The sequence below is a fragment of the Pseudomonas sp. HS6-2 genome, assembly GCF_049325675.2.
Lineage (GTDB): Bacteria > Pseudomonadota > Gammaproteobacteria > Pseudomonadales > Pseudomonadaceae > Aquipseudomonas > Aquipseudomonas putida_N.
The window spans coordinates 2,516,313-2,532,489 of the sequence record NZ_CM143906.1 but is presented as its reverse complement, the minus strand read 5'-3'; the positions used below and the strand labels follow the sequence as shown (position 1 = coordinate 2,532,489).

Below are 16,177 nucleotides of genomic sequence, written 5' to 3'. Positions count from 1 at the left end.
CAGACCAGCGCGGGCATGCAGCAGCAGTTCCGCGAGATCGAGCAGATGGCCACCGCCCTGCACGAAATGTCTGCCACCGCCCAGGCATCGGCCCACAGCGCCGCGCAAGCCGCCGAGGCCGCCCGCCATGCCGATCAGGCCACCGGTGCCGGCGTGCAGGTGATCGAAAGCACCACCCAGGGCATCCAGGCCCTGGCCACTGGCATGAGCGAGGGGATGCAGCGCCTGCATGCATTGGCCGCAAGCAGCGAGCAGATCGGCGCGGTGATGGAGGTGATCCTGTCGATTGCCCGACAGACCAACCTGCTCGCATTGAATGCGGCGATCGAAGCCGCCCGTGCCGGTGACGCCGGTCGCGGCTTTGCCGTGGTCGCCGACGAGGTACGCGGCCTGGCCCAACGCACCCAGGCCTCGGTGGAAGAGATTGGCGCGATCATCGACAACCTGCGCAACGGCACCCATGAAGTGACCGGCGCCATGCAGCACAGCTACCAGCAGGCCCAGGCCAATGCCGAGCAGGCGCGCCAGGCCCTGCAGGCACTGGCACAGATTCGCCAGGCGGTCAGCGTGATCACCGACATGAACGTGCAGATCGCCTGCGCTGCCGAACAGCAGAGCAGCGTGGCCGAAGAGGTCAATCGCAACGTCGAGGCGGTGCGCGATGTCACCGCCTCGCTGTCCGGCCAGGCCGAGCGCTCGGCGGGGATCAGCCAGCAGCTGAACGACCTGGCGTCAGAGCAGCAGGGGCTGATCGAGCGCTTCAAGGCCTGAGGCAAAGCGCGGCGCCAGCCCGCCCTGGTGCAGGCGCTGCACCAGGCTCGCCAGGCGCCCATGGCGGTAGGCGTCGATGTCGGTCTCGCGGTAGTCGTAGAACCCCACGCCATCGCGCAGGCCGTTGCGCCCGCTGGCCATGTTGTCCAGCACCGACGCCGGCGCCTGGTAGCGCTCGCCCAAGTGGCGGCTGAGGTAACTTGAGGCGTGGTGCAGGATGTCGCCACCGCCCCAGTCGATGAACTCCAGCAGGCCCAGTACCGAGAAGCGCAGGCCAAAGCCGGTACGCACGGCCTGGTCGATCTGCTCGGCGCTGGCGACGCCCTCCTCGACCATGCGCGCCGCCTCATTCATCACCAGCGCCTGCAGGCGCGGCACGATGAAGCCGGGGGTGGCGTTGCACAACACCGGCACCTTGCCGATGGCCTGCAAGGTGGCCAGCAGCTCCGCGACCACCGTTTCGCTGGTTGCGGCGCTGCGCGAGACTTCCACCAGCGGCATCAGGTGTGCAGGGTTGAGCCAGTGGGCGTTGACCATGCGCCCGGACGCGCTGACCATGTCGGCCAGCTCGGTCACCAGGAAAGTCGAAGTGGTCGAGGCGATGATCGCGTCCGCCGCAACCTGCCCGTCGATCCAGGCAAACGCCTCGCGCTTGGCCTCGAGCACTTCAGGCACCGCCTCGAACACCAACCGGCAACTTTTCAGCGCCTGGCCGCCCTCCTCCCGTGTCAGCAGTTGAACCCGCGACAACAGCCGCTCGGCCTGCTGCGTACCGATCAGCTCGAGGGCCACCAGGCTTTGCGCCTCGACGCCAAGGTTACGCCTGACCACCTCGAAGTAGCTGGCCTGAGCTTGCGCCTGCCGGGCCTTCAGGTCGATCAGGCTGACCTGGACGCCGGCCTGGGCAAAGGCCAGGGCGATGCCCTCGCCCATCCGCCCGGCACCGACCACAGCGATGTGCCGCAATGGCCCGCTCATGGCGCGATACCGTCACGCAGCACGGCCGCCATCCGCTCGCGGTCGAGCCCCGCCAGGCCGAGGTTTTCCAAGGTGCGGCCTTCGCCATACAGGTCACGCCCGGTCACTGCCGAGGCCAAGGCCAGCAAGCCCTGCGCCACGGGGGTCGGCACGCCGGCCCAGCGCCCGACCGAGACCAGCAGCGACAGACCCAGGCGGGTGTCTTCGAGCATGTAGCGGTGCTGTTGCAGGTCGATCTTCTCGCGCCAGTCGCCGCTGTCGGTGAGCTTGCCATGGGCGCCGCGGCCATACATCCACTCATCGCCCTGGTCGGTGTTGTAGTGGTCGGCCAAGGGGAAGTGCGGCGCCGGGTAGCCCAGCGCCTCGCGCACGCGCATGCGTTCGGCATCCAGCGCATTGGTCACCCGGCGGATCGACGGCTGGGTGCCTTCGTTGTGGATGTCCCACGACTCGAAGTGCTCCAGCGGCCCGGCATTCATCAGGATCAGCGGCGGATGAATGACGGGCCCTGCGTTCATCAATGCGCCACTCAGGGCATCTTCGATCGGCTCGACACTGGGGTAGGCCTCGCGCAGCACGCTGAAGGCATGCGCCGACAGGCGGCTGGGCAACACGCCGGTCGGCAGGCGCGTGGCGTAAGCACTGATCACCAGCTGGTCGGCGCCATGCTTGCGCACCAGGTAGGGCAAAGTGCCGGTTTCGGCAAAGGCCACCTCGGCGTGGTTGCCACAGTCGCGCATGGCCTTGGCGAACACATAGCTGCCAAAGGTCCCGGGCGGCAGGAACACCACCTGGCCAGCGCCGAGCAATGGCGCGACTTCGGCGGCAAGCGCCGGGTGACTGGTCGACGGCAAGGGGATGATCACCAGGTCCGCGCCCTGCAGCGCTTCGGCCAGGTCGCCGACCAGGTGCAGGTTGTCGCCGAGGGCCAGTTGGCGGGTGCCGCGATAATCGCGCACGGTAAGGCTGCCAATCGCCTGCAGGGTTTTCAGGGCCGTAGCGTCACGGCGCCACAGGCGAGTGGCATGGCCGCGCTCGGCCATCTCGACAGCCGCTGCATAGCAGCCGTGACCGCCGCCAAGAACAGTGATTTGCATGGGTGGAGCTCCGCGTGTGTAGGGTAGGCCGATGCTAGCCATCACGCGTTTGCCCGGCGCTGCGGATCGCGCAGGCAGGCTACCGATTGCGCAACTTTCAGCCCCTGAGCGTGTCCGAGGGTCGGCACCCGAAGCGCTGCCGGTACTGCTGTGTGAAATGCGCCGGGCTGTTGATGCCGAAGCGCAGCAGTACCTCGGTCACGCTGCCCTCGCCTTGCTGCAACGCCTGGTGCACCGCCTGCAGGCGCCGGTCGCGGATGTACTCGACCGGGGTCTGCCCGAGGAACTGGCGAAAGCCGTTCTGCAGCGTGCGCACCGAAACGCCACTGAGCGCGCACAAGGTGGCCAGCGCCAGCGGCTGGTCGAGGCTGGCCTCGATATGCTCGCGCGCCCGGCGCACATGGCTGGGCAGCGGGGTCCCTGCCGGTTGCAGCAGCGCGGCGGAATAGTTGTGCGGCAACTGGGTCAGGAGCAGTTGCATCAGGTGATCCACCAGGCCCTGGCGCAAGGGCGCCAGGCTCAGTTGCAAGGCGAACAGCCGGCACAGGTAATCCAGGGTCAGGCTCAGCGCGTGCACGCCCGGGTGGTCGGCGGCGAGCGGCACATCGAATGCCAGCGGCTGCCCCAGGCTGCGCCCCAGCAGCTGCTGCAAATGCAGCTCCAGCGCCTCGCGGGGTATGCTCAGCACCGCATTGCGGCAGGCGCCGCCGGTCACGATACGGCTGCTGGCGAACGGCGAGCTGACACTCAGCCCGCCCGCCGCCACGGCCGCATGCGTCTGGCCGTGGCTGACTTCGCACTGCCCTTGCAAGGTGGTGCGGAACAGGTACTGCGCACCTGTGCCCTCGAGGCTGACTTCCACAGGCGCGTCGTAGTGCAACTGCAGCAAGCGCACGCCGGCAAACTCGACGCCGTTGACCTGCAGTTGCGGCGCAGCATCGTCCAGCACTCGCAACCGATGCGGGCAGAGATAGCGGGCCAGCTGCACCTGCATTTCTGCCACATCCTGCGAGTGAAACAGCGGAAAACGCTCCAGCAGCTGGATGTCCGCGAGCATCTCAGGCCTCGGCGGGGTGTTCGCGGCGCATGCTGTCACGGAAGCACTTGCAGCCCTTGGCCAGCAGCACGATGGCCAGCAGCGAGGCACCGAAGCTGACGATCGACATCGACGAACCGACCGCGGCCGGGGCGCCGAAGTAGCGGTCGGTGATCAACGCCACCAGCGTGGTGCCCAGGCCCAGCGCGAGCAAGTTGCTGATCAGCAGGAACACCGCCGACACCTGGGCGCGCACCTGGTTGGGCGAGAGGATCTGCATGGCTGCGGTAGAGGCCGGCATCGGGAACGAGGCGAAGAACATCGCCGGCACCAGCAAGGTCACCGACAGCCACAGCTGGTCGACCTGCGAATACAGCACCGCCGGCACGATCATGCCCACCGCGCCGATCACCCCGGTGCGCATGGCCGCATCGCTGCGCCCGCGCTTGGCCAGGTGATCGGTGAGCCAGCCGCCGAACACCACGCCGGTGGTGTTGGCCAGCAGCAGGATGGTGCCGAGCATGAAGCCGGCCTGTTCGGGGCTCATGCCGAACTTGCGGATGTACAGCGCCGGGGTCCAGCTCATCATGCAGAACAGCGCCATGGCGTAGAACGAGAAGCCCAGGTAATGGCAGGCGAAGGTCGCCCGATGGCGGCCGATAAAGCGCAGGCCATCGCTGAGCCGGACCTTGCGCACGTTACCGTCGGCATCCAGCTGCGCGCCCTTGCGCTGCGGGTTGCGCACGGTCAGCCAGACCAGCAGGCCGACGATCACCCCGGGCAGGCCGACGATGAAGAACGCCAGCTGCCAGGCCTTCATCGCACCGAGCAAGGCCACCTCGATGGTCTGCGCATCCTTGAGCAAGGTGATCACGTAGCCGCCGACCAGGAAGGCGATGCCGCCGCCGACAAACGAGCCGATCGAGTAGATGCCCACGGCGCGGCCGAGCTTTTCCTTGGGGAACATATCGCTGAACATCGAGTAGGCCGACGGCGACAGCGCCGCTTCGCCGACACCCACGCCGATGCGCGCCAGGAACATCTGGGTGAAGTTCTTGCTCAGGCCGCAGGCGGCGGTGGCGAAGCTCCAGAAGATCACCCCGACGGCGATGATGCGCGGGCGCGAGAAACGGTCGGCCAGGTAGGCGATGGGCATGCCCATGAAGGCATAGAACAGCGAGAAGGCCAGGCCGTGCAGCAGGCTGAACTGGGTGTCGCTCAGCTGCAGGTCGGCTTTGATCGGCTCGATCATCAGGGCCAGGATCTGCCGGTCAACGAACGAGAAGATGTAGGCCACCATGCACAGGATGACCACGTACCATTCGTAGAAATAGCGCTTGTTATGCTGCTTGAGGTGTTGCTCTTGAGTGAGGGTATTCATGCTCGCGAATTCCTGAAGGGACAGCCTGGAAAGGGATTACAAGGCAGTGACCTGTCAGTAACAGGCGAGCGCACGCAGGGCGGGATTACGCATGACCAAGGACCTTTATTGTTATTGGAATGGTGTATGGCGATTACTTGATTTTCAGCCGGTTCTCTCCCCTTTGTAGGAGCGGGCTTGCCCCGCGAACACCGGCGAAGCCGGTGCCATCCACCTCGGTGCCTGCTTCGCGGGACAAGCCAGCTCCTACAGAGGTCGAGTCAGGGCTCAGATGTTTTGCAGCGCCCGTGGCCGGTGGCTGCGTTCCTCGGCTTCTGGCGCCTTGGCGGCCTGTAGCTGGAAGTCGAACGACAGCTCGGCAAAGCGCTCGCCCTGCACACCGCGGTCACGCGCCGCCGCGGCGTCATCGACAAACCGGAGGTCGCCGATAAGGCCGTCGCGGGTGGCGTAGGCGAAGTCGTCCCACAGGTACTTGTCGCCGGCGAAGTTGATCTGCGTGGTCAGGTGACGGTGGCCCGGCGCCGAGATGAAGAAGTGCACATGGGCCGGGCGCTGGCCGTGGCGGCCGAGCAGGTTCAGGCATTCCTGGGTCGGGCCCTGCGGGTCGCAGCCATAACCGGACGGCACGATGGAGCGGGCACGGTAGCGGCCCTCGGCATCGGTGACGATGCGCCGGCGCAGGTTGTAGTCGGACTGGGTGGAATCGAAGTACGAGTAGGTGCCCTGGGTGTTAGCGTGCCACAGATCGACGGTGGCGCCGGCCAGCGGCTGGCCATCGGCATCGAACACTTGGCCTTGGAGGAACATCACCACGCCGGGGTCGGTGCCATCGTCCATGCGCGCTTCACCCTCCGACAACGGTGCGCCGGCCACGTACAGCGGGCCTTCGATGGTGCGCGGGGTGCCGCCGGTCAAACCGGCTTCGGCATCCTTGGCGTCCTGCAGCAGGTCGAGGAAGTGCTCGATGCCCAGGCCTGCCGCCAGCAGGCCCGCCTCGTTGCGCCCGCCGAGGCGGTTGAGGTAGGCGACGGCATGCCAGAACTCGTCCTCGCTGACCTCCAGGTCTTCGATCAGGCGCGCGGTGTCCTGCAGTACGCGCAGGATGATCTGCTTGAAGCGCGGGTTGCCCTCGGCCTGGCCCAGGCCGGCCACTTGCTCGAAGAAGGCCTGGATATCGGCGGTGTGGGAGATCTTCACGGTCATTTCTGCTTACCTCGAATTGTTCTTGTCAGGTAGTCGCGGTTCAAAGGTGAATCAGCGGTCGTCACTGTGGATCGACGACGGGTGGCGGCACAGGCCGTCGACCTCGATGTCCATGTACGGGAACAGCGGCAGCTGCATCAGCGTGTCGTGCAATGCCTCGACGCTGGGCACGTCGAACACGCTGTAGTTGGCGTAGTGCCCGGCGATGCGCCACAGGTGACGCCAACTGCCCTCGCGCTGCAGGCGCTGGGCCAGTTCCTTCTCGTCGGCCTTCAGTTGCGCGGCCTTGGCCGGGTCCATGTCGACCGGCAGTTTCACGGTCATCTTCACGTGGAACAGCATGTTCAGTTCTCCTGTTGATTCAGCGGCGGGCAAAGCGCGCCAGGCGTTGTTCGTCGAGGGTCAGGCCCAAGCCCGGGGTGCGCGGCACGTGCAGCTGGAAGTCGTGGTACTGCGGCGGCTCGTTGACGATCTCTTCGGTCAGCAGCAGCGGCCCGAACAGCTCGGTGCCCCAGGTCAGCTGGCGCAGGGTGAGGAAGGCATGGGCCGAGGCCAGGGTGCCGATCGAGCCTTCGAGCATGGTCCCGCCGTACAGGGCGATACCAGCCGCTTCGGCGATCTGCGCGGTGCGCAGCACGGCGCGTGGGCCGCCGTTCTTGGCGATCTTCAGGGCGAAGATGCTGGCCGCGCCATTGGCGGCCAGGCTGAAGGCGTCCTCGACGCTCTCGATGGATTCGTCGGCCATGATCGGTGCCGGACTGCGCTGGTTCAGGCGCACCTGGCCACCGCGGTTGATGCGCGAGATCGGCTGCTCGATCAGGTCGATGCCGTTGTCGCCGAGCACCTGGCAGGCGCGAATGGCTTGGGATTCGTCCCAGTACTGGTTGACGTCGACGCGCACGCTGGCACGTTCGCCCAGCTCGCGCTTGATCGCCACCACGTGCTTCAAATCCTGCTCCAGCGGGTTGGCGCCGATCTTCAGCTTGAACACGCGGTGCCGGCGGATCTCCAGCATGTGCTCGGCTTCGGCGATGTCGCGGGCGGTGTCGCCGCTGGCCAGGGTCCAGGCCACTTCCAGGCTGTCACGCACGCGGCCACCGAGCAGTTCGCTGACCGCCAGGCCGAGGCGCTTGCCCTGGGCGTCGAGCAAGGCGCTTTCGATGCCGGACTTGGCAAAGGTGTTGCCCTTGGCCAGCTTGTCGAGCTTGAGCATGGCGGCATTGATGTTGTCCGCAGGCAAGCCGACCAGCGCGGGGGCAAGGTGCGCGTCGATGTTGGCCTTGATGCCCTCGGGGCTCTCGTAGCCGTAGGCCAGGCCGCCGATGGTGGTGGCCTCGCCGATGCCTTCGACGCCGTCGCTGCAGCGCAGGCGTAGCACCACCAGGGTCTGCTGCTGCATCGTGTGCATCGCCAGCTTGTGCGGGCGGATGGTCGGCAGGTCGACGATGATCGCGTCGATGCGCTCGATCAGTGCGTTTGTCATGGTTCGAAGGTCCCGTCAAATCAGGCCACAAGCTTCAGACCCGATACTACATTTACTTGATTATTCAAGCATTGCGCGAGACCCTGAGCGCCGTCCAATATCAAATGAATCTCCCACCATACCCAGGAGGTCTGATGGAGCTGCGCCACCTTCGCTACTTCAAGGTCCTGGCCGAAACCCTGAACTTCACCCGCGCCGCCGAACTGCTGCACATCGCCCAGCCGCCGCTGAGCCGGCAAATCAGCCAGCTGGAAGAGCAGCTCGGGACCGTGCTGGTGCTGCGCGAGCGCCCGCTACGCCTGACCGAGGCCGGGCGCTTCTTCTACGAGCAGTCCTGCACCTTGCTGCAGCAGCTGGAGAACATCAGCGACAACACCCGGCGCATCGGCCAGGGGCAGCGCCAATGGCTGGGCATCGGTTTCGCCCCCTCCACGTTGTACACGGTACTGCCGGAGCTGATCCGCGAATTGCGCAAGGACAGCGAGCTGGAGCTGGGCCTGAGCGAGATGACCACCCTGCAGCAGGTGGAGGCGCTGAAAAGCGGGCGCATCGACATCGCCTTCGGCCGCATCCGCATCGACGACCCGGCGATCCAGCAGCAAGTGCTGCGCGAAGACCCGCTGGTGGCGGTATTGCCCAAGGGCCATGCCCTGGCTGGCGCGCCGCTGACCCTCGAGCAACTGGCCAGGGAAGCGTTCATCCTCTACCCGGCCAACCCCCGGCCGAGCTACGCCGACCACATCCTCGCGCTGTTCGCCCACCACGGCATGAGCCTCAAGGTCAGCCAGTGGGCCAACGAACTGCAGACCGCCATCGGCCTGGTCGCCGTCGGGCTGGGCGTGACCCTGGTGCCGGAGTCGGTGCAACAACAGCACCGTACCGATATCGAGTACGCCAGCTTGCTCGACCGCAGCGCGGTCAGCCCGATCATCCTCAGCCGGCGCAAGGGCGACAGCAGCCCGATCGTACAACGCTGCCTGGCACTGATCGCCCAGCAGGCCGTGAATGAGCCTTTGGCCTAGTCACGTTCGAAGAAGCTGCTGCCCTTTTCCTTGAGCAGCGTCACCAGCGCCCCTGCCGCCGGCGACAGGTAGCCGTCCGTGCGCACCGACACCGCGACAGTGCGGCGCATGGTTGTCTGCTTGAGCGGCACCTCACGCAGCCAGGACATGCCCAAGCCATGTTCGAGGGTTTCCCGGGCAGCGAAGCTGAGCAACTGAGTGCGCGCAATCAGGCGCGGCAGCAGCGAGATGGCATTGGTCTCGATCTGCACCTGCGGCGCTGGCAGCTGGTGGGCGATGAACACGTTGTCGATCCAGCGCCGGGCGGTCACTGTCGGCCCCGCCAGCACCCAGCGGTACTGGCAGAGGCACTGCAGGGTGATGGGGCCGGCGAAGATCGGGTGCTCGGCACTGGCCACCACGATCGCTTCATCTTCGAGGATGGGATAGGTGGTGAACTCGGGGTCCATGGCGATCTGCGGTGAGATGATCACATCCAGCCGCCCGGCGCGCAGGGATTCCTTGAGCACATCGTCCTGGGCGATGGACAGCTTCAAGGTCACTTCCGGTGCCCGTTCCAGCAACGCTGCGGTCAGATGCGGCAGCAGATGATCGGCCATGCTCGCCGCGCAGCCCAGGCGGATGTTGCCGACCAGCCCGCTGGCGAAATCGCGCACCTCGCGCTCGGTCTCGGCGATGTTCAGTTGCAGCTGCTTGCCCCGCGCCAGCAGCAGCTTGCCGACATCGGTGAGCTTGATACGGCGGCCATCGCGCTGGAACAACCGGGTACCCAGGGATTCCTCCAGGCGCTGGATACTCTTGCTCAGCGCCGGCTGGCTGCGGTTGAGCTTCTCCGCCGCCCGGCCCAGGTGGCCCAGCTCGGCGATGGTTTCGAAATAGGTGAGGTCACGCAGGTCCATGATTCATGAATTTCAGTTATGGATTCATCGAAAGTAGAAAATAGACTTGATCGATTGCGCCGTCGATAATTTTCTCCGCTGGCGCTGCCAGCCCCGCGTTATCGCTGCGCAAGGAGTACCCACGTTGCAGACCGCCCTACCCGCTTCTTCCAGAACCCTCTTCCAGTGGCTCGCCCTGCTGATCTGCGCCGGTGCCTTCGGCCAGTTGCTGCATGCCTTGGCCGTACCGGCAGGGTTGTTCCTCGGCCCCATGCTGGTGGCCATCGTCTTCGGCGTATCAGGCGCATACCTGCACCTGCACCGCCAGGTGTTCCGCTTCGGTCAGGGCTGCGTCGGCCTGCTGGTCGCCCACTCGGTGACCTGGGCGGTGCTGGTGTCGATGGCCCAGTCCTGGCACCTGATGCTGGTTGCCACTTTCATCACGGTGGTGCTCAGCGCTTTGGTCGGCCTCGGCACGGTACGCTTCGGCGGCATCCCCGGCAGCACCGCCGCCTGGGGCACCGCGCCGGGGGCGGCGTCGGCAATGGTGTCGATGGCCGAGGATAATGGCGCCGACGGCCGCGTGGTGGCGACCATGCAATATGTGCGGGTAGTGTGCGTGGTGATGATCGGCTCGCTGGTCAGTCACCTGCTCGGTGCCGCGCCAGGCGCAAGTACGGCGGCCCATGCACCCGCGGCGCTGGAAGGCCCGCACCTGATCGACAGCTTGCTCAGCCTGGGCGTGGTGCTGGTGGGCATCACCCTCGGTAACCGCCTGCCTGCCGGTGCCTTGCTGATACCGCTGCTGCTCGGCGGCGCCCTGCAACTCAGTGGGCTGCTGAACATCAGCTTGCCCGAGCCCTTGCTGGCGGTTGCCTACGGTGCCATCGGCTGCTACATCGGCCTGCGTTTCGACCGGCAGACCGTGCGCTACGTGTGGAAACGCCTGCCGACCATGATCGCCGGGGCGGTGGCGTTGATCGTGTTATGCGCCGCGTGTGCCTACGTGCTGGCCCTGGCGATGGGCACGGATTTTCTGTCGATGTACTTGGCGACCAGCCCGGGCGGGCTGGATGCGATGGCGATCATCGCCGTCGAGACCCATGCCGATGTCGGGTTGGTGCTGGCGATGCAGACATTGCGGTTGTTCGGGGTGATTCTGACCGGGGCCTTCTGTGCGCGGCAGATCATACGCCTGACCCGGGGGTAGGTGCTTGGAGGTGCCAGGCTTGAGGGTTTTAGCGCCTGGGACGAAGGTAGGCGGCCCTATCCCTTAAGCGCCGCCTCGATTTTCGCTACGTCGATCTTGCCCATGTTCATCATGGCGTCGAACGCCCGCTTGGCGGCGGCCTTGTCGGGGTTGGCGATGGCTTCGATGAGGATGCGCGGAGTGATCTGCCAGGAGATGCCCCACTTGTCCTTGCACCAGCCGCAAACGCTCTCGCTGCCGCCGTTGCTGACGATAGCGTGCCAGAGCCGGTCGGTTTCGGCCTGGTCCTCGGTGCTGACCTGGAACGAAAAGGCCTCGCAATGCTTGAACGTGTCGCCACCGTTGAGCCCCACGCAGGGAATGCCCATCACGGTGAACTCGACGGTGATCACTTCACCAGCCTTGCCTGAAGGGTAATCGCCAGGGGCCGGGTGCACCGCGATGACCTTGCTGTCGGGGAAGGTCCTGGCATAGAAATTCGCCGCTTCTTCGGCATTCTTGTCGAACCACAGGCAGATCGTGTTCTTGGCAGTCATGGCAAGGCTCCATGGGAGAACAGAAAGCCTTGAGTCTAGCCCTTCAGCCCTGGCTGGCGATGGCCACGGCCAGCGCCTGGTCGCTCACCGTCGATCGTGGGTGGGGCTGACGGTGGTCGCAAAGCGCCTGCTGCAGGCGTGGGCCGCACAAGCGACCGTTGGTCGCGACATTGGGCAGGCCCCGGGGCGACGGACACACGGCCGATTTTCGGTGTGACACCAACAGTCAGAAAAATCCTACCAGCACAAAAGAAGCTTCCCACAACCCACCTGATTCACAGCACTGCATCATTGCCGACAAAACCTCACAAGCGACTATTCGCAGGGAGATACAGGTTTGTCGGACTTCAAATCAAAGTTGCAGCACCTCAGCGCTGAGCAGATCGAGGCGCTGTACAGCGAATACATCGGCGGTGAAAGGATCGCGGTACTGCTCGAACGCTACGCCATCGACATCGCCCCCAGCAGCCTGATCAAGGCCTTTCCCCCGGTACCTTGCGCCGAACTCGAGTGCCCTTACTGCGAAGTCAGCCTGTACGAACGGCGCAAAAGCCGCTCGGCCAACAGCTGGAACGACAACCTGGCCTACTGCCCGAACTGCGCCCACCGCCATTACTTCCCTGGGCGCAACCCATGGAAACGCGATTGCGCCTGCCAGCCCTGCCTGGCGGCGCGAGAACGGGCCAGGCAGGCAAAGGCCGTGGAGCGGCGCCAACGCATCAACGAGCACTGGTCCTTGGCAAAGCGCCTGCCAGTGCCATTGCACACGCTGTCGATCACCCGCCAGTTGCAGTTGCTGGCCGTGCTCGAAATACGCATGGATGCGCAAAAGGGTTGCATCCAGGCTGCGGAAAAGACCCTCGCAGACGCACGCATCAGCCCTTCGCCGAGCATGGATTCGGCGATGTTGCTTGCTCTGCACGAAGACCAGGTCCTGCTGGTCGACCCCGAATCGCCGCTGGATGCTTTCAGCGACGACCCAACGCCGAAGGCCTGGCAGAACAAAGTCCGCTGGATCGCCAATGTCAGCCTGGATGAGCCGCAGCGGGCCGACCTTGGCCCCTTGTATCGCGCGCTGCACAAGGCAGTGTCCAATGGCCCACAGCCGCAATGGCATGACGAGCTCGTCGCGGCCATCAAGCTGCTTTGCAATGAAGAAGTCTGTGCCTACATCGCCACCCGCAGCGCAGAACACGGCCTGCCCTTCGAGGCCAGGAAGAAAGCCTCGGAAGTCGCAGCGCAGCTGCTCGATGCGCACCCCGTACGGCACATCTGGTCTCTGACCAACACTGCCATTCGTGGAGCCCTGTCATTCGTGGCTCGCGCCCAGGTCAACAAACTTCATGCCGCCAACACCATTCCCGGGAGCCTGCTTTCGCTGAGCGAGCGCGCCATCCGTGAGCACTGGCAGTTCACGGTATCGCGCTACGACACTCATGCCCCGCGCTCAGGCTTCAGCCAGGCGCTGTTCGACGTGCTGTTGCACCAGCATGACCATGGCCTGTGCCGCAAGGTCAGCGACTACATCGCAGAACTGCCAGGGAGTGCGAATGCCCATGGCTGCACACTGTTCTGCGCCATGTGCGGGTCGAACCTGGTACACGTGCAGCCAGGGCCTCGGGAAACCGTCGTCAATTGCAAGGACTGCCTGGCCAGGACCTTGGTAGCGACCTAGCCGCCACCGGCAGCAGGCATTGACCCGTGCCTCGTACGCCCGTACGGTTTTGCCGTACATCCGCACGGCGCGCTGGTCGGCATGGTCATGACCCCAGCCGAAGTGGCTCTGGTGGCTGTCGCCTACGTGCTGGCCTTATCGCTGCAGGAACGCAATCGCCTGCAGGGAGAGACTCCAGCCAGTAACCACGTTAGCTAGCGCTGTTTGCTTTTTCTTTTGCTTTTGCTTTTGCTTTTGCTTCTAAGTGCGCGGTAGCTCAGCAAACGCCGAATGCGACTTCAGGAGGCCGAGCGCAGGCGTCTGGAGGGCCAGGGTGCGCAGCACCCCTTCGGCGTAGCCGAAGGCGCGAGATGTAGACTTGCGTAGCAAGTCGTAGGCCGCGCGGGCCCGGAGGACGCCGGAGCGAGGGGACCCCGGAGCGCAGCGCAGGGGCCGGATGATGGGAGCCAGCGTTTTTTGGTTACTTTTTGTCGCGTTTGACAAAAAGTGACCCGCCGTAAGGGCGGAAAGGTGACTGTGCGTCGCCATGGCAAATGAATGTACTCGACTGAGTCAAAACCACCGCAGTCGAGCTTTTGGCTTTTTGGCTTTTTGGCTTTTTGGCTTTTTGGAGAAGTGGGCCTTTGAATCGGGTCAACATTCATTTGCCAAGGTGGCGCTGAGTCACCTTTCCGCCCTTACGGCGGGTCACTTTTTGACTGGGCAAAAAGTAACCAAAAACCCCGGCTCCCATCATCCGGCCCCTGCGCTTCGCTCCGGGGTCCCCTCACTCCGGCGTCTTCCGGGCCCGCGCGGCCTACGACTTGCTACGCAAGTCTACATCTCGCGCCTTCGGCTACGCCGAAGGGGTGCTACGCACCCTGGCCCTCCAGACGCCTGCGTTCGGCCTCCTGAAGTCGCACTCTGCGTCGCCTGGACTATCGCGCGCGTAGAAGCAAAAGCAAAAGCAAAAGCAAAAGCAAAAGCAAGAGCAAGAGCAAGAGCAAGAGCGGGAGGTTGAGTGATTGGCTCGGCTGTCGATGGCAGCGCTGCCTTCACGCAATCGCCTCGATCAACGCCAGTATGTCGGCCCGGCTGACCGTGGTCTTGCTCAGGGCATTGTGGATGGTGAAACCTTCGATCAGCGCATCCAGCACCCGCGCGGTCTTCTCGTCGAAGTCAATCAGGTCGGCAACCAGTTCGCGGGCGTGAGCCGTATCACGGGCCTCGCCGAGCTGGCGGAAGTACTGGTCGTCGATGCCATTGCTCAGCTGTCTACGGTGGTGAGGTCGTGCTTCTTCGGTCTTGGCATGCTCGGCTCGCTGCGGTGAGTGCCGACGAGGATAGCAAGGTTGGCATGGGGCAAAAATCAAAAAAGGCGCCCCGACCGGGGCGCCAAACCATCCACCTTGACCAAAGGAGCTTGAACGCTTCCAAAGGTGAATTCACAGCACCGACAGCGGGTACTCGACGATCAGCCGCACTTCGTCCAGGTCCGACTCGAACGCCGTGGCCCGGCTGGTCGCCTGGCGCACCCGCAATGACAGGTCCTTGGCCGCGCCGCTCTGCACCACATACTTGACCTCGATATCCCGCTCCCAGCGCTTCTGTTCCGTCAGCGGGTTACCGTCCGCGTCGCGGCGCATGTAGAAGGCGTTGGCGTTGGAGTAATCTGCATCGGTACCTTTTGCGTATCGCGTCATGAACGACAACCCCGGCACCCCATAGGCCGCCATGTCCAGGTCATAACGCAGCATCCACGAGCGCTCCTTGGGCGAGTTGAAGTCGCTGTACTGGATCGAGTTGTCGAGGAAGATCGAATCAGACTGGCGCAGGTAGTCGAAGTCATCGTCACCGTTGTTGCGCTGGTGGCTCAGCGCCACGGTATGCGCGCCGAAGCGCACCCCGACTTTCGCGCTCCAGATATCGTTGTCGAACACGCCCAGGCGCTGCCGGCCTTCATCGACGGCCTTGTAGTAATTAAGGCCACCGATCAGTGCGACGTCTTCACCGAGCGGCCAGCTGGCACTGGTACCAGCGTAGTATTGGTTCCACACATCCTTGAGCCGGCTGCTGAACAGGCTGACGCTGATGTGCTCGGTGAGGTCGTAGTCGCCACCGCCATAGGCGATCCAGGGCGAGTCCACGGGGCCGCCGTAGAAGGTCACGAAGTTCTCGCGCATGTCGCTGGAGACCGGCTGGCTCATCGCGTGCAGGCGGCCGGCCTGCAGGGTCAGGTCCTTGAGGCTGGTGTTCTCCACGGTCACGCCGCGAAAGCTCTCCGGCAATAGACGTGAATCGCCCGCGGCCACCACCGGGTTGGCCGGGAACACATCGCCCACCTTGAGCACGGTATCGAACAATCGCACCTTGGCGGCACCGCCAAGCTTGGTGTACTCGCCACGCGCCTGGCCGTCGTGGTCCACCGGCAGCACATCGAACGAACTGCGCCCGCCGTTGCGCCCACTGCCGGTGTCCAGCTTGAGCCCGAGCATGGCGAAGGCGTCCAGGCCGAAACCCACCGTGCCCTGGGTGAAGCCAGATTCGTAACGGGCGATGATGGCGTGCGCCCAGGCTTCGGAATAACCATTGCTGGCCGGCTTGGTAGCGTTGTGCACCGGGGCCGGCCCGTCGCGGTTGTCGCGGTTGAAGTAGAAGTTGCGGTTGAGCACGTTGAGCGTGCTGCCCTCGATGAAACCTTCGCCAGCTTCTTGGGCGGCGCTTGCCGATGCAATGACGCCAGACAACGCCAGGCATGCAGCCAGGGACAGGGGTGCGGTTCGGGTCATCCGAAGCTCCTTGGGGAGGTTTTTTATTGTGTTGGCGGAGTCGGAGAGTGGGGCCTGGCGGATAACGCCAAGGTGATCGCAGCATTACAATCGTGTCATGGGCACGCAGCGCCTCTAGCCCGGCACTTGCAACATTCTG

At 64.7% G+C, this 16,177-nt stretch carries 16 protein-coding genes; 4 read left to right on the top strand and 12 right to left on the bottom strand.

Translation table 11 applies throughout. The features are described from left to right. The first annotated feature begins 15 nt into the window (after positions 1 to 15). Positions 16 to 771, top strand: coding sequence for a methyl-accepting chemotaxis protein (locus tag ACOKS3_RS11900; protein ID WP_422764672.1), 756 nt, complete (start codon positions 16 to 18; stop codon positions 769 to 771). Here ACOKS3_RS11900 and ACOKS3_RS11895 read toward each other — a convergent pair. From ACOKS3_RS11895 to ACOKS3_RS11865, 7 genes are all read right to left on the bottom strand, one after another. Further along, entirely contained in the window at positions 733 to 1,749 is a 1,017-nt protein-coding gene (locus ACOKS3_RS11895; protein ID WP_422764668.1) for a 3-hydroxybutyryl-CoA dehydrogenase, read from the bottom strand. The genes ACOKS3_RS11900 and ACOKS3_RS11895 overlap by 39 nt on opposite strands. Beyond that, positions 1,746 to 2,846: an NAD/NADP-dependent octopine/nopaline dehydrogenase family protein gene (locus ACOKS3_RS11890; RefSeq protein WP_422764667.1), complete on the bottom strand. Its 1,101-nt coding sequence runs from the start codon at positions 2,844 to 2,846 to the stop codon at positions 1,746 to 1,748. The genes ACOKS3_RS11895 and ACOKS3_RS11890 overlap by 4 nt, the downstream gene beginning before the upstream one ends. 97 nt (positions 2,847 to 2,943) lie before the next feature. Then, complete coding sequence (locus tag ACOKS3_RS11885) at positions 2,944 to 3,903, bottom strand: helix-turn-helix transcriptional regulator (protein ID WP_422764666.1); 960 nt, start codon at positions 3,901 to 3,903, stop codon at positions 2,944 to 2,946. A gap of 1 nt (position 3,904) precedes the next feature. Then, a complete protein-coding gene (locus ACOKS3_RS11880) occupies positions 3,905 to 5,263 on the bottom strand; it encodes a spinster family MFS transporter (protein ID WP_103446914.1) in 1,359 nt (452 codons plus the stop codon). A gap of 267 nt (positions 5,264 to 5,530) precedes the next feature. After that, entirely contained in the window at positions 5,531 to 6,466 is a 936-nt protein-coding gene (gene catA, locus ACOKS3_RS11875; protein ID WP_103446913.1) for a catechol 1,2-dioxygenase, read from the bottom strand. 51 nt (positions 6,467 to 6,517) lie between these two features. Then, positions 6,518 to 6,808, bottom strand: coding sequence for a muconolactone Delta-isomerase (gene catC / locus ACOKS3_RS11870; RefSeq protein WP_110638214.1), 291 nt, complete (start codon positions 6,806 to 6,808; stop codon positions 6,518 to 6,520). 19 nt (positions 6,809 to 6,827) lie between these two features. Continuing rightward, positions 6,828 to 7,949, bottom strand: coding sequence for a muconate cycloisomerase family protein (locus tag ACOKS3_RS11865; protein WP_463581484.1), 1,122 nt, complete (start codon positions 7,947 to 7,949; stop codon positions 6,828 to 6,830). A gap of 134 nt (positions 7,950 to 8,083) precedes the next feature. On the opposite strand from ACOKS3_RS11865, the gene ACOKS3_RS11860 reads away from it, so the two are divergent. After that, positions 8,084 to 8,971: a LysR family transcriptional regulator gene (locus tag ACOKS3_RS11860; protein ID WP_103446911.1), complete on the top strand. Its 888-nt coding sequence runs from the start codon at positions 8,084 to 8,086 to the stop codon at positions 8,969 to 8,971. On the opposite strand, the gene ACOKS3_RS11855 is transcribed toward ACOKS3_RS11860, so the two are convergent. After that, on the bottom strand, positions 8,968 to 9,870 hold the full coding sequence (locus ACOKS3_RS11855) for a LysR family transcriptional regulator (protein ID WP_103446910.1): 903 nt from the start codon (positions 9,868 to 9,870) through the stop codon (positions 8,968 to 8,970). The genes ACOKS3_RS11860 and ACOKS3_RS11855 overlap by 4 nt on opposite strands. Before the next feature lie 124 nt (positions 9,871 to 9,994). On the opposite strand from ACOKS3_RS11855, the gene ACOKS3_RS11850 reads away from it, so the two are divergent. After that, a complete protein-coding gene (locus ACOKS3_RS11850) occupies positions 9,995 to 11,059 on the top strand; it encodes an AbrB family transcriptional regulator (RefSeq protein ID WP_103446909.1) in 1,065 nt (354 codons plus the stop codon). A gap of 56 nt (positions 11,060 to 11,115) precedes the next feature. Here the strand turns inward: ACOKS3_RS11850 and ACOKS3_RS11845 are convergent, their stop codons facing one another. Together ACOKS3_RS11845 and ACOKS3_RS11840 are read right to left on the bottom strand one after the other, a co-directional pair. Continuing rightward, positions 11,116 to 11,595 carry a VOC family protein gene (locus tag ACOKS3_RS11845; protein ID WP_103446908.1) on the bottom strand — a complete coding sequence of 160 codons (480 nt, stop codon included), beginning with the start codon at positions 11,593 to 11,595 and terminating at the stop codon, positions 11,116 to 11,118. Between the two features lie 43 nt (positions 11,596 to 11,638). Then, on the bottom strand, positions 11,639 to 11,794 hold the full coding sequence (locus tag ACOKS3_RS11840; protein WP_181004474.1) for a DUF2388 domain-containing protein: 156 nt from the start codon (positions 11,792 to 11,794) through the stop codon (positions 11,639 to 11,641). A gap of 138 nt (positions 11,795 to 11,932) precedes the next feature. Between ACOKS3_RS11840 and ACOKS3_RS11835 the strand changes: the two genes are divergently transcribed. Beyond that, positions 11,933 to 13,270 (top strand): hypothetical protein, encoded by a 1,338-nt coding sequence (locus ACOKS3_RS11835; protein ID WP_422764190.1) that lies wholly within the window; start codon positions 11,933 to 11,935, stop codon positions 13,268 to 13,270. 1,034 nt (positions 13,271 to 14,304) lie between these two features. Here the strand turns inward: ACOKS3_RS11835 and ACOKS3_RS11830 are convergent. Then, on the bottom strand, positions 14,305 to 14,622 hold the full coding sequence (locus ACOKS3_RS11830; RefSeq protein WP_103446907.1) for a TetR/AcrR family transcriptional regulator: 318 nt from the start codon (positions 14,620 to 14,622) through the stop codon (positions 14,305 to 14,307). A 72-nt stretch (positions 14,623 to 14,694) separates the two neighbouring features. Continuing rightward, positions 14,695 to 16,038 carry an OprD family porin gene (locus ACOKS3_RS11825; protein WP_103446906.1) on the bottom strand — a complete coding sequence of 448 codons (1,344 nt, stop codon included), beginning with the start codon at positions 16,036 to 16,038 and terminating at the stop codon, positions 14,695 to 14,697. Between the last annotated feature and the right edge of the window lie 139 nt (positions 16,039 to 16,177).

Bases quoted from the DNA above. Each gene is read 5' to 3' on its own strand.
- ACOKS3_RS11900 (WP_422764672.1), top strand. From the start codon at position 16: ATGCAGCAGCAGTTCCGCGAGATCGAGCAGATGGCCACCGCCCTGCAC.
- ACOKS3_RS11895 (WP_422764668.1), bottom strand. From the start codon at position 1,749: ATGAGCGGGCCATTGCGGCACATCGCTGTGGTCGGTGCCGGGCGGATG.
- ACOKS3_RS11890 (WP_422764667.1), bottom strand. From the start codon at position 2,846: ATGCAAATCACTGTTCTTGGCGGCGGTCACGGCTGCTATGCAGCGGCT.
- ACOKS3_RS11885 (WP_422764666.1), bottom strand. From the start codon at position 3,903: ATGCTCGCGGACATCCAGCTGCTGGAGCGTTTTCCGCTGTTTCACTCG.
- ACOKS3_RS11880 (WP_103446914.1), bottom strand. From the start codon at position 5,263: ATGAATACCCTCACTCAAGAGCAACACCTCAAGCAGCATAACAAGCGC.
- catA (WP_103446913.1), bottom strand. From the start codon at position 6,466: ATGACCGTGAAGATCTCCCACACCGCCGATATCCAGGCCTTCTTCGAG.
- catC (WP_110638214.1), bottom strand. From the start codon at position 6,808: ATGCTGTTCCACGTGAAGATGACCGTGAAACTGCCGGTCGACATGGAC.
- ACOKS3_RS11865 (WP_463581484.1), bottom strand. From the start codon at position 7,949: ATGACAAACGCACTGATCGAGCGCATCGACGCGATCATCGTCGACCTG.
- ACOKS3_RS11860 (WP_103446911.1), top strand. From the start codon at position 8,084: ATGGAGCTGCGCCACCTTCGCTACTTCAAGGTCCTGGCCGAAACCCTG.
- ACOKS3_RS11855 (WP_103446910.1), bottom strand. From the start codon at position 9,870: ATGGACCTGCGTGACCTCACCTATTTCGAAACCATCGCCGAGCTGGGC.
- ACOKS3_RS11845 (WP_103446908.1), bottom strand. From the start codon at position 11,595: ATGACTGCCAAGAACACGATCTGCCTGTGGTTCGACAAGAATGCCGAA.
- ACOKS3_RS11825 (WP_103446906.1), bottom strand. From the start codon at position 16,038: ATGACCCGAACCGCACCCCTGTCCCTGGCTGCATGCCTGGCGTTGTCT.